We start from the raw sequence: 12,964 nt of genomic DNA, 5'->3' as shown, positions 1-12,964 counted from the left end.
AGCCTTTCGGCTCTTACTTACGTATTGCTACGTTATACTTCTTAATCATCTTCAGCATATCTGTATCGGTACTGAAAACCGTATTAAGCCCCTGTGGTTCTTGCGGTGGGTCGGCAGTAAATGCATCACCTTTTACCCAGTGACCCTGTGCCGGGTTATTTTTACCCGTGCCGCCATATCCCCAAAAGTTTAGCGCCGTAAACGCTTTGTGCTGTTTAATACTGCTTTCCAGTTTATCAAAAATGGCTTTGTAATACGCTTCACGGTCTTTGGCAGGTACATTCCTGTCCAGGCTCTCGCCTTGGCGCGGCAGGCCAAATTCTTCCAGTACCAATGGTTTGTGCAGGCGTTCGGCGACAGCGATATGTTGGTCAACGTATTCCAAGGTCTTGCTGATGGCTATAGGCAGGGTTTTGGCAGCATCTTCGTGCTTATACCAACCCCAGTTTTTCGGCCAAATGTGCATTGTAAGGTAGTCGATTTTCGGGTTATTGTGGGTACGCTCGTATATGGCAATATCATCTGCCGAACCCGCCTTGCCCTCGCTACCGGTGCAGATAAGGTGGTAACTGTCCAGCTCGTCTATGGTGTCAACCACATCAGTAAGCCAGTTGGTAAACGCACCTTCGTTATCAGCAGTAAACACACGCGGCTCATTGCCCACCTGCCATGCCATAATGGTGTTATCCTCGGTATACTTCAGCTTGCTGTAGGCATTGGTACGGCCTATTATTTTGGCAATGTGCTGCTTCAGCGCTTCACGGCACGGTTCGCATTTGTGGAACTGCTTTACATAGTCCATAAACTGCGGCCAGGTATTCGGTGGGATGTTCGGGTTGGGCAACTTCCCATAGCCGTTCCACTCCAGGTATTGCGCCATGCCCCCACTCCATTCCCAGTTGTTGGCCAGGTACAGCACGGCGTACATATTACGCTTGCGCAGTTCGTTGAGCAGATAATCAAGCCCTTCGAGCAAATCCTCATCATACACTCCCTGTTCCGGTTGCAGGGCAGGCTTTACGGTAAAATCCTGTGTACCGCCCTCTGCCCCTACCAGTATGCGGAGGTTGTCAATGCCATTTGCTTTCAGTTCGTCCAACTCTTTGGCAAGGCGGGTACGGTCGCCCACGCTTTTACTTGCCAGCAGGCTGCCGTACCAGTAGTTGGCACCTATATAATGGTATGGGGAATTGCCTTTGTAAAATTCGGTTCCCTTTACGGTAATGTGTTCCGGGCCTTTTGTTTTCTGTGCCGAACACGATACCCCAAATGATACCGCCGTTATGGCCAATGCGGTTTTAAATACGTTTGTCATATATATTATCTCTTACGGGTTTAAAAGTGAGGGCGCGGCTTTCCTCACAAGCCACGCCCCACGAAAAACATTAACCCAAATCTTAACCTATTCTGTAATGGTGTACATAGCAGGAATATTATCCTGCAACACCGACGCGCCTTTTTGTGTAAAATTCACAAAGTCCTGCGTATTGCTTTGCCCCGAGGGCGGAACATAATAACCGTCGAGGTTGTTGTTCCAGAACATTACATACGCCACCTGTGCATCATACTGCCTAAGGGCGCCGTACATGTTCGTATTAAAAAATCCTGCTATAGGGGCGGTGGTAGCCGTAACCCTGTAACCTGTTTCGGTCATAGCGCATATCTTTACTTTGTCTTTGGCTATATCGCTTACCATTTTCAGTTTATTACCGGCATTGGTAACACCTGTAGTGCTGCCGGTAAAATCGCCGTAGTTGTCCATACCCAGTACATCTACATACCCATCGCCGGGATAGCGTTGCAGGTATTGTGCCGATGCGGTATAGCTGTTATCGGGTGAATAGGCATACAGCACATTGTGCACCCCTTTGGTATCGCGCAGGTAGGTTACCAAAAACTGCCACGCCTGCTTGTACTGATCAGCCGTACAATATGCTGCACCCCACCAGAACCAGTTGCCGTCAAACTCATGGAACGGGCGGAAAATAACGGGAATCAGCTTACCGTCGTTACCTTTCAGGTTGTTCAGCACATCGGCCACTTTATCAAGCTTTTGCTTAAAGTAATCGTGGTTGGCACCTCCCGGTAATATACTGGCAAAGGCCGTTGCTTTCTCCTGTGCCGTCATATCGGCGGCGTAAAAAGTTTCACCGTGGTAAGGCTCGCGAAAGTGCCAGCAAAAGGTATTTACCATGCCTTTATTGTACGCTTCCTTAGCATCATCGGTTATAATGATTTCCTGCTGGTAAAACCAGTTATCGGGCTGGCCGGTATTGTTATTATCGGTAATGAACATAAAGTCCGAACCCAGCAATGCCGGGTCACTCCCCGTAGCCTTCTTAATATCTGAACTGCCCGCCGCATCCTGGTAAAAACCGTTGAATGCATCCTGCTGCCCTATAAGGTATTTTGTTTTTTGCAGTTTCCTCAAATTGTAAAAGAGCGCTACCGTTTCGGCAGTGGCATTTGGGTCGGCCATATAGGTACGCACGTTTGCCGCTGTCATCGGGTCGTCATCCACCACTACAGGCGGAGTAGTATCGTTATTGCTGTCACTGTCGCTACTGCATGATACAGCCAGTACCATACCCATAGCGAGCAGGCTTACAGTAAATTTTTTCATGTCGTGTTAGTCGTATTATGCCTAAGAATAAGGCACTAAGTAAATCTCATTTAACGTATGCAAATTACAGCATCAATCGTTTTCGTAATGCTGCTATTTTGTCAAAAAAAGGTATTATATTTTCAGGAGAATTATGGTTGTGATAAGCAACTACCTAAATGTAAAGCATTCACTCATAGACCACCCTGTCATTGCGAGGCACGAAGCAATCTCATCATGCATTTTAGTAACTTTATGAGATTGCTTCGTGCCTCGCAATGACACACAATATTGGATAAGCTCTACAACCGCTTAATCAGTTCCAGGCATGCCCTGCTGTTGTGGTACGGGCATTTCCAGAAACCGGCTTTGTCTTTTTCTATCAGCTTATAGCCTGCATCTACGCCCCATATCCATTCGCCGTTTGTGGTGTCGAGTATGTGCTGTTGTACAAACTGCCAGTTACGCGTTGTGGCATCCATGTATTTTGCATCACCCGTAAGCTGCCATGCATTCACCATACCTATCAGGAACTCGCTTTGCGGCCACCAGTGCTTTTCGGTGATAAGGTGGTCTTCCTGTGGGTCGTATTCGTACCAAAGGCCGCCGTCGGCTTCATCCACACCTTCAAAGGTGGCATCGGCCATAATAACAGCATGTTTTTTATAAATGGCTACCAATTGTTCATCGCCAATCACTTCGGCACACCATTGCAGCAGCCAGGCCGCTTCAATATCATGACCGTACGAAATAACATCGGGCTTTTCTACCCATTCCTCATTAAAGAACAGGTGCAGGTGCCCGGTTTCGATGTCCATAAAATGGTTGTTTATGGTAATCAGCAGCTGCGATATAACGCTTTTTAAACCGGCATCGGGCCAAACGCGGTACAGGTTGGCATACCCTTCCACTATATGCAGGTGGGTATTCATGGTCTTTTTTTCATTGGCGTCCTTATCGCTCAGGCGAAGGTCGTCAATGGGTTGCCAGTCGCGGGTAAAGGCTTCCAGGTAACCCGAATATTCTTTGTCAAAACTGTACTCCTCAATCTTTTTGTAAAGGCTGATGGCAAGTTGCAACGCATCTTCATTTTGGGTAACCGAATAATATTCGGTCAAACCATAAATGGTAAACGCCAGCGCATAAATTTGGTTTTTGGTATCCTTAGGCGAACCGTCGGCATTCACACTCCAAAAGATACCGCCATGTTCCTTATCATAAAAATATGTGGCAATGTAACGGTATGCGCGGTGTGCCAGTTCCAAATGTGCTTCGTTTTTGGTAACCGGGTATGCCGCAGCAAATGCCCACAAAATGCGGGCATTCATTACGGAGCCTTTTTCGGCTGAAAAGTCTTTGTGTTCGTTACAGTCTATGGCGCCTATAAAGCCACCATTAACCGTATCTGTAGTGTTTTTTTCCCAATACGCCAGTATGCTGTCCAACTCATGGCGCATGGCTTCTTTAAGCTGTGCCATTATAGAAACTTCTTGTTGCTGTCTACAAGATCAATGATGGTTTGTACCGAACCTGCCGAAGTAAAGGTATCTTCAGGCGTGTTCATCACATAATCTACCAGTTTTTCGATAGTAGAAACCGCCACATGCATACGCGTATCAGACGATGCGTAGTAAATGTACACGGTACCGTCTTCATCGGCTATCCAGCCGTTAGAGAACAATACATTGCTTACATCGCCCACACGCTCCTCACCTTCCGGAGCCATAAAATAGCCCGCCGGGTGGTGGATAACCTTGTCTATTTCATTAAGGTCAGTCATAAACATATACAGCGTATAACGCAGGCCTGCCGCAGTATTACGTACGCCGTGTGCCATATGCAGCCAGCCTTTATCGGTTTTAATTGGCTCAGGGCCAAGGCCGTTCTTCAGTTCATAAATGGTATGGTACACCTTGCCACAAATGATTTTTTCATCAAGCACCTCCGGGTTTTCCATCTTATCTATGAAACCAAGGCCAATACCGCCGCCGCTGCCTACATCTATAAAACCGTCCTGAGGGCGTGTGTATACAGCGTATTTGCCATTTACAAACTCAGGGTGCAGCACCACATTGCGCTGCTGGCCGGTATTGCTTATAAGGTCGGGCAGGCGCTCCCAGTTGATAAGGTCTTTGGTACGCACTATACCTGCATTGGCTATAGCCGAACTGGTATCGCCTTTAGGGGCATCCGGGTCTTTGCGCTCGGTACAGAAAATACCGTACACATAACCGTCTTCGTGCTGTATCAGCCTCATATCATACACGTTGGTATCGGCGTTGCCCTCTATCTGCGGTATTACAACCGGTTTGTCCCAAAAGGTAAAATTATCAATACCATTAGGGCTTTCTGCAATGGCAAAGAACGACTTACGGTCTACCCCTTCCACGCGTACAGCCAAAATGTACTTACCATTCCATTTTGTAGCACCGGCATTAAACGCGGCATTAAAGCCTATACGTTCCAGCCCGTGCGGATTGGTTTCGGCATTAAGGTCGTACCTCCAGTGCAGCGGCACGTGTGCAGCCGTAACCACCGGGTTTTTGTAGCGGGTATAAATACCGTTGCTTACATCAGCAGGCTCATTCTTCTTCTCTGTCAGTTCGCGGTGGGCTTTCGCCAACGCTTCGTAATTTGGTATCTTAACCGTGTTTTCAGTAATCATATCCAATACCCTTTTTAGTTAATTGGTGCAATTGTTGTGTTTTTTTTAAAAGTCGGTGAGCCTGTCCCACCATGATTTTTTCATTACGGCAAAAATTACTGCCAGTAAAACCAGCACCGTAAAGAACCCGGTCCATTTACTCAGGATAAAATACATAGGCAGCAGCGTAAGCAGTATCTGCCCGGCAATACCCATAGCCACGTTCGCCATGTTGGTGCCAAAGTTTCTGTTCCGTTGTAGGCCCGGGTCCTCTTTCTGTGCAAGTTCGTGTATGGGTTTCCACATACCCCACGGCCTTACGGTTTTGTAAAAATTCACCAGCGTTTCTGTATTTGTCGGAGGCGCCGCGTAAGAACCCAAAATACAGGCGACCAACTGTATTACAAAAAACACCGGGAAAAAGTACAGCATACGGGTTCCGTCAAAGAAATGGCTTATGCCCGTTACCGATAAGAATGGAGGTATGGCGCTGGCGATGATACCCGCCAGCATTCCCCAAAAGAAACCGGTAGCATTAAAGCGCCACCAGTACCATTTGAGTACATTAGCACACACAAAGCCCCCATACAGCCCTGCGGTGATAATGTTGAATATCATGTTTACGTCTTTAATAAAAAGCCCAAGGCCCACACCCAGTATCACCATAAGCGTACCCGAAAGGTATCCCATACGGATGATTTGTTTACGGCCTGCATCGGGCTTAAAGTATTTAAGGTAAATGTCGTTTACTATGTAGGCCTGCCCGGCATTAAGCGTTCCGCTGAAGTTGCTCATAAACGCCCCAAGGAAACCGGCAAGCACAAGGCCCACAAGGCCCACAGGCAGGTATTTGTTTATTACCGCAGGCATAATGCTCTCAAAGTTTACACCGTCGGCAGTGTGGTTCAGGTCAAGGTCTTTAAAGTACAGCACGCCCAGTATACAAAGCCCCATGGTCATAAAATAACGGATAGGCAGCAGTATGATGGATATGAAACCACTCATTTTACTGGCTTCCTCGGGCGATTTGGTACTTAATATCTTCTGGCAATCGTAGTTAGGTGCAGGCCCTGCAAGGCTTTTTAGCACCCCACTGAAGAACATCATGGCTACCACAGCCGAGAACAGCTTATAACCGTCGTGTTCCAGTTTTACCTGGGCATCGGCCAGTATATTTTGCCAATCAAGCCCCAGTTCGGCACCAAACAACGGGCTGTCCCAACCTATAGGCATTTTATCTGTAAATACGATACCGCTGTCGGCAAGTGCCGTCATGGCTATGGTACCCACAAATAGTGAGCATACAATCATAATCATGTACTTGATGAAATCGGCCAAAACGATACCGTGCATCCCCCCTACGATACTGTAGAATGTAGCTACAATACAGATACTTACCCCATAGAACTGAGCCGTAAAGTGCTTGGCATCCAGTAATGCAGTTTTATATTCGGCTGAACCTATGGCAAACTGCTCTACATGCTGGTCTAAGAATGGCACAGCAGCTTTTATAGTATCATACGGAATGAATATCTCAAGGAATTCGCCCACACCCACAAACGCATAGGCCATATAGCCAACACAAAGCATCAGTGCAAAAACCACTACTACAGCATGGCTGCTCTGAACTCCTTTATCGGTAAGGCCGAAACGTGTGCCCAACCATTCGGCACCGGTGGTAGCGTTGCTTCGCCTGAGCCATTTACTCAGGAACACCATAAGGAACACCTGGTTAAACACCGGCCACATCCACGGGATCCATACGCTTTTAAAACCGTATAAAAACGCCATGCTTACCAGCAGCATGGTACCGCTGATATCGAACATATCACTGGCATCACTAAGCCCAAGCATGTACCACGGGAGCGACTTGCCCCCCATAAGGTAGCTGTCTTTGCTGCGCTTAGCGCGGTTTTTCATTACTATGCCTATGGCCACCATCAGTATAAAATAGGCGGCAATAATAGAGAGGTCTATAGCTGTAAGTCTCATTATATCTTCGGGTCACGCCGTGGCGTGATTATTTTTTATAAAGGTTGAATTTGGTTACTTCTTTCTGGAACAGGGTTTCGGGCTGCTTGTAGTATTTTATAAAATCAGCCTCATATTTGTGGCCTTTGTATGGCGCATAATAATGCATACGCGGCGGATCCATGTGTTCGTTCCAGCCATGGTTGCGCCACACCAGCACATACGATATTTTTTTATCACCAATGGCATTGGTAAGGGTTTCTGTCCACCATGTGGCATACTGTATCTGCTCAAAACCTGTTTCTGCAATAGCCGAAAGCTTATGGTGCTCGCGGGCAACTTCATCAATAATACCGGTAAGGCGCTTGGTATCGGTGGCAAATTTTTCACGTTTTTCTGCTTCTTCCTCACCCTGATAAATATCAAAACTCACCATATCCACGTACTCATCACCGGGATAGTATCCCATAAAATCGGCTTTGGTCTGTACGTTGGCATCGCTGGTATTGTATACATACAGCAGGTTGTGTACACCCTTGCTTTCAAAGTAATTCACGGTGAATTTCCACAGTGCTTTAAACTGCTCGGGAGTGGTAGTATTTTTGCACCACCAGAACCAATTCCCTGTAAACTCATGGTACGGACGAAAGAGTATCGGAACCAACTTACCATCCTTCCCTTTCAGTGTAAGGAAGTACGCAGCAGCATTATCAAGCCAGCTTTTAAACAGTTCGTGCTTGGTGCCGCCCGGCAGTACCGAAGCCACCGTACCCGGCTCGTTGTTCCAGGCATCTTTGCCGGTAAGCGGGTTGTTCATGTGCCAGCTGAAGGTGTTTACCCCACCCCTGTCGCATACCATTTCCACAAACTGCTTCTGCTTGTTAAACGGCACACCATCAAGGTCTTTTTCTTCTTTATTCTCAGTACGACCAAGGTCCCAGCCGTATACCGCAGGGTAATCGCCGGTTACATCTTTTATGTCACTGCGCCCGTCTTCGTAACGCCAGTTTACACCATACGCCAGTGCATCCTGGTGCCCGAACATGTACCCTTTTTCGCGTGCTTTAAACAAATTTTGGTACAAAGCCACGGTTTCGGGAGTAGCTTTTTTGTCGGCCGGAAGCTGCGCTACAGCAGTCGTCTGTGAGGTGCCTTTGCACGATACAAGAAAAATTCCGGCTATAATTATGGCAATATTATTTTTCATCTATATTTGCATGTGCTTCAAAAAGAATTTTATAAGATTGTAAAATTCTTAAATTATTTGATTGATAATTCCCAACAGTATAATTTTATCAACCCTTTTTTGATAATGCCAAAGATATGACCGGCACACAAGAAGCGTTAATATTATTTTATCATTATTATAACAAATTATAACAAACGTTGTAGTAACTATGGACAACCAGAAATTCCACCGCGAAATACCCCCACTTTCTAAAGACGACAGCTTCCTTGTTTTCGACAGGCACAAGGACAGTTTTGAGTTCCCCATACACTATCACCCTGAATATGAGATAAATTTCATTTTGGGCGGAAAGGGCGTAAAGCGCATAGTAGGCGACCACATAGAGGAAATAGACGATGTGGAACTGGTACTGGTTGGCCCTAACCTGCCCCATGGCTGGGAACTTTATAAATGTAAAAATAAAGACATAAACGAAATAACCATACAGTTTCACAACGACCTGTTTGAAGATTCGTTTCTGCACCGCCGCATCATGATGCCCATCCGCGATATGTTTAACCGCAGCAACCACGGCATACTATTTTCAAAGAAAACCGCTACCGAACTTGCCGAACGCTTCCGACGCATCAGTAAGCTGGACGGAATGGACTACTTCCTGGAAATTATGTCGGTACTGCACGATATGGCCAATTCGCGCAACCAACGTTTGCTAAGCAACTACAGCGTGGACAGCGATGTGTTTGAAGACAGCGATAAAATGAAGCTGGTATACGAATACATACAGAAGAACTTCAGCGAAAAGATAACCCTTGACGATGTGAGCAATGTGGCCAGCATGAGCCCGGTTTCGTTTAACCGTTTTATAAAAAAACGTACTAACAAAACCTTTGTAAATTACCTGAACGACATTCGCGTGGGATATGCCGCCCGATGGCTTATAGAAAAAGACCTCAGCATAAGTGAGATTGCTTATAAAAGCGGGTTTAACAATATTGCCAACTTTAACCGTATTTTTAAAAGCATAAAAAAGACCACCCCAAGCCAGTATCGTGACGAGTTCCACGGCATGAAGCGCTTCCTGTGATACATTTTTACTGACAAAAAAATACAATACTGGCTTTGCTTCGGTTATAAACAACAACAGGTTAATATGTTTATTTTAAACACATTAACCTGTTTTTTATTTATAGCTATATATTAAAGTATAAAAGTTACGCAAACGTTAGAGAAAATATTATTGCTAAATGATAAAATAATATTAACCACACCTTAACCTTACTACTAAATTTGTTATTGTCAATAAAAGAACCCTAAAATTATTGATAGCTAAATTTCTAACCTTAATAATTGCGAATTAGTAGCTAACCAAACACGAATTTTACTATGGGTAACAAACTACACAAAGTTACAAAATGGTGTACACAAGGAAAAGCCCTGTTCTACCTTATGGTACTGTGTTTTGCAGGAACCATGCATGCACAGCACAAGGTAAGCGGTGTGGTATCTGACGATAAAGGGATGACCATACCGGGGGTAAATGTAACCGTAAAGGGCGCCCAGGGGGGCGTAGTAACCAACCTTGACGGTGAATATGCCATAGACGTGCCGGAAAACGGCACACTGGTATTCAGCTTTATAGGCTTTACAACCGAAGAAGTAGCCGTAAAAGGCAAAACAAGCATTAACGTAAAAATGACCGAAACCGCAAAAACACTCGATGAAGTGGTGGTTATAGGTTACGGTACGCAAAAGAAAGAAGACCTTAACAGTGCGGTGTCGTCCATCCGTACAAAAGACATTGAAAACCTGAAGCAGACTACTGTAGACCAAATGATACAGGGTAAGGCATCGGGTGTATCTGTAACCAACAACTCAGGCCAGCCGGGTAGCGCGGTGTCCATCCGCGTGCGTGGTACTACCTCTATATCGGGCACTAACGAGCCTCTTTATATTATAGACGGTGTGCCTATATCAGGAGACGGTACTAACATTTCTACCAGCGGAAGGCCTATTGGCGGTAACGACTTCAGCAGTGGCGGTGGAGCCGGTGCCAATGCCGTAAGCCCGCTTTCTATGATTAACCCGAACGACATACAAAGTATCGACATCCTTAAAGATGCCTCTGCAACCGCTATTTACGGTTCGCGTGGTGCTAACGGGGTTATCATTATCACTACAAAATCGGGTAAAAAAGGCACCGGCAAGCTTAGTTATGAGGGCTACACATCGGCTGCAACTATTTACAAAAAACTAAATGTACTAAACCTTAGGCAGTATGCACAACAGCAAAACGAGCTTTCTACGCTATATGGCATACCCCAGGATCAGCTAAGGCCTGAATTTGCCCACCCTGAGCTTTTAGGCGGCGGTACTGACTGGCAGGACGCTGTATACCGTACAGCTATAACCAAAAGCCACCAACTGTCATTTTCGGGCGGTAGCGATACCAGCAGCTACTATATTTCAGGAGGTCTTTTAGACCAGGAAGGTACACTGTTAGGTTCGGGCTACAAACGCTATACCACCAGGATTAATACAGATAGCAAGGTGAAAGACTGGCTTAAAGTAGGCACTAATGTTAACGCAGCCATAACTAACGAAAAGCTTACTATAAACCAAAGTTATGGTGGTATCATTAGCAACACCCTGCTGCAAGCCCCGGATATACCCGTACGCAACCCTGACGGGTCTTTCGCCGGGCCGACTGACAACAGCATGAACGCTACGTACTTTAACCCTGTGGCGGAAGCACTTGTTAAAGACAATAAGCTGATTCGTAAAAACTTTTTAGGCAATGCATATGCCGAAGCCAAAATATTAGAAGGGCTTAGCTACCGTATAGAAGCAGGTGCTAACACCGAGTTCAGCGAAAATACCGACTTCACTCCTACCTACGCATGGGGCGTACAGACAAACCCAAGTGCCGACCTTGTAGAAAGAAGGCAAAACTGGTATTCGGTAAACATAAAAAACCTGCTTACTTACGATAAAATGTTCGGCAAGCACCACATTACCGTTTTGGCAGGACATGAAGCTAACGACAGCCACTGGGAAGGTATAATTGCCACTACAATGAACTTCCAGACCAATGACCCGCATACAATAAACCTTGCCGATCCGGACCAGACTAAAACTACCGGTTACAAAGGAAGCGCTTCTATTACTTCGCTATTTGGCCGCGTTATTTATGACTTCAATAACAAGTATAGCGTATCGGCCTCTATAAGGCAGGACGTATCCTCGAAATTTGACCCTACCACCGATAACCAAAAGGGATATTTCCCTGCAATAAGCGGATCATGGAGGATAAGCAGCGAACCGTTTATGGAAGGTACCAAAGATTATCTGGACAACCTGAAGCTGAGGATAGGTTATGGTGAAACCGGTAACCAGCAAATACCAAATAACCGATACAGTGCGTTGCTAAACCAGCAGAACTCTAGTATTGGTACTGGTTTCTTACCGGCAAACATTCCGAACCCGGACCTTTCATGGGAATCTATGCAACAAACCAACCTTGGTATAGATATCGGGTTCCTTAACCGATTTACTGCTACTGTTGAATTTTATAAAAAGACCTCTAAAGACTTTCTATTCCAGGTGCCACTACCTGCCTACCTAACGGGTGGCGGTGCACAATATGGTGGTATGGATGCGCCGTATTCTAACCTTGGCTCAATGGAAAACAAAGGTTATGATATAACACTTAACTACAATACCAAAGGCGAATTTGTATGGAACTCTACACTTGTATTTTCACGCTACAAAAACAAGCTTACCAGTATAAACAGTAGCCTGAACCTTAAACAGGCGGTTAACATGAACGGTTACCAGCCGTATGACGTAACCAATACAGAGGTGGGCCACCCAATAGGTATGTTCTACGGTTATGTGGCACAAGGCCTTTACCAAACACAGGCAGAAGTAGACGATGCCCCTATAGGTGCCAGTGGCGATGCCCCTCAACTGGGCGACGTAAAATACAAAGACCTGAACGGAGATGGTAAAATTGACGCTACAGACCGTACACTTATAGGCAATCCGCATCCTGATTTTACTTTTGGTTTTACAAACACATTCAGGTACAAGAATTTTGACCTTTCGGTATTCTTACAGGGCAGCGTGGGTAACGATGTTATGAACCTTGTGTGGAGGAACGGTACCACAAACGCGCAGCTATATGTAAACCAGCTTAGCGATGCCCAAAACTACTGGACACCTGAAAACACAAATACTAACATTCCAAGGCCGGTAAACAACACCAGCCATGATAACCTGCTTATATCTACACGCTACATAGAAGACGGTTCGTACATGAGGATACAAAACCTTACCTTAGGCTACTCACTGCCTAACGACCTTATCTCTAAGATAAAAATGTCGAGGGTACGCCTTTACGGCACAGTTAGTAACCTGCACACCTTTACCAAGTACAGGGGTTACGACCCGGAAATTGGTTCATATAACCAAAACCAGCTGCTTACAGGTATAGATAACGGAAGGTACCCTACCCCAAGGACGTATTCTGTTGGTATAAACGTAGAATTCTAAAAATTGA

The 12,964-nt window shown here is 45.7% G+C and carries 8 protein-coding genes; 2 read left to right on the top strand and 6 right to left on the bottom strand.

The window, feature by feature from the left end:
• Nucleotides 1-13 precede the first annotated feature (13 nt).
• From ACZIX4_RS09535 to ACZIX4_RS09510, 6 genes are all read right to left on the bottom strand, one after another.
• A complete protein-coding gene (locus ACZIX4_RS09535; protein ID WP_463335401.1) occupies nucleotides 14-1,315 on the bottom strand; it encodes a glycoside hydrolase 5 family protein in 1,302 nt (433 codons plus the stop codon).
• Nucleotides 1,316-1,402: 87 nt separating this feature from the next.
• The gene (locus ACZIX4_RS09530) at nucleotides 1,403-2,623 is read right to left on the bottom strand and encodes a glycoside hydrolase family 26 protein (protein WP_463335400.1); all 1,221 of its coding nucleotides are present in this window, start codon (nucleotides 2,621-2,623) and stop codon (nucleotides 1,403-1,405) included.
• A gap of 281 nt (nucleotides 2,624-2,904) precedes the next feature.
• Complete coding sequence (locus ACZIX4_RS09525) at nucleotides 2,905-4,080, bottom strand: AGE family epimerase/isomerase (RefSeq protein WP_463335399.1); 1,176 nt, start codon at nucleotides 4,078-4,080, stop codon at nucleotides 2,905-2,907.
• Entirely contained in the window at nucleotides 4,080-5,267 is a 1,188-nt protein-coding gene (locus ACZIX4_RS09520) for a glycoside hydrolase family 130 protein (protein WP_463335398.1), read from the bottom strand. The genes ACZIX4_RS09525 and ACZIX4_RS09520 overlap by 1 nt, the downstream gene beginning before the upstream one ends.
• Before the next feature lie 45 nt (nucleotides 5,268-5,312).
• Nucleotides 5,313-7,238 carry a sodium:solute symporter family protein gene (locus ACZIX4_RS09515; protein WP_463335397.1) on the bottom strand — a complete coding sequence of 642 codons (1,926 nt, stop codon included), beginning with the start codon at nucleotides 7,236-7,238 and terminating at the stop codon, nucleotides 5,313-5,315.
• A 28-nt stretch (nucleotides 7,239-7,266) separates the two neighbouring features.
• Entirely contained in the window at nucleotides 7,267-8,424 is a 1,158-nt protein-coding gene (locus ACZIX4_RS09510) for a glycoside hydrolase family 26 protein (RefSeq protein ID WP_463335396.1), read from the bottom strand.
• Nucleotides 8,425-8,614: 190 nt separating this feature from the next.
• Between ACZIX4_RS09510 and ACZIX4_RS09505 the strand changes: the two genes are divergently transcribed.
• Both ACZIX4_RS09505 and ACZIX4_RS09500 read left to right on the top strand, forming a co-directional pair.
• Nucleotides 8,615-9,490 (top strand): helix-turn-helix domain-containing protein, encoded by an 876-nt coding sequence (locus ACZIX4_RS09505; RefSeq protein ID WP_463335395.1) that lies wholly within the window; start codon nucleotides 8,615-8,617, stop codon nucleotides 9,488-9,490.
• 299 nt (nucleotides 9,491-9,789) lie between these two features.
• Nucleotides 9,790-12,957 carry a SusC/RagA family TonB-linked outer membrane protein gene (locus ACZIX4_RS09500; protein WP_463335394.1) on the top strand — a complete coding sequence of 1,056 codons (3,168 nt, stop codon included), beginning with the start codon at nucleotides 9,790-9,792 and terminating at the stop codon, nucleotides 12,955-12,957.
• Nucleotides 12,958-12,964 lie beyond the last annotated feature (7 nt).

It is taken from the genome of Flavobacterium niveum (genome assembly GCF_055231775.1).
Note: the sequence above shows the minus strand (reverse complement) of the source record. Positions and strands in the feature narration are given on the sequence as shown.

Excerpts from the sequence above, each read along its gene's own strand:
- ACZIX4_RS09520 (WP_463335398.1), bottom strand. The coding sequence starts at position 5,267 with ATGATTACTGAAAACACGGTTAAGATACCAAATTACGAAGCGTTGGCG.
- ACZIX4_RS09525 (WP_463335399.1), bottom strand. The coding sequence starts at position 4,080 with ATGGCACAGCTTAAAGAAGCCATGCGCCATGAGTTGGACAGCATACTG.
- ACZIX4_RS09505 (WP_463335395.1), top strand. The coding sequence starts at position 8,615 with ATGGACAACCAGAAATTCCACCGCGAAATACCCCCACTTTCTAAAGAC.
- ACZIX4_RS09535 (WP_463335401.1), bottom strand. The coding sequence starts at position 1,315 with ATGACAAACGTATTTAAAACCGCATTGGCCATAACGGCGGTATCATTT.
- ACZIX4_RS09530 (WP_463335400.1), bottom strand. The coding sequence starts at position 2,623 with ATGAAAAAATTTACTGTAAGCCTGCTCGCTATGGGTATGGTACTGGCT.
- ACZIX4_RS09510 (WP_463335396.1), bottom strand. The coding sequence starts at position 8,424 with ATGAAAAATAATATTGCCATAATTATAGCCGGAATTTTTCTTGTATCG.
- ACZIX4_RS09500 (WP_463335394.1), top strand. The coding sequence starts at position 9,790 with ATGGGTAACAAACTACACAAAGTTACAAAATGGTGTACACAAGGAAAA.
- ACZIX4_RS09515 (WP_463335397.1), bottom strand. The coding sequence starts at position 7,238 with ATGAGACTTACAGCTATAGACCTCTCTATTATTGCCGCCTATTTTATA.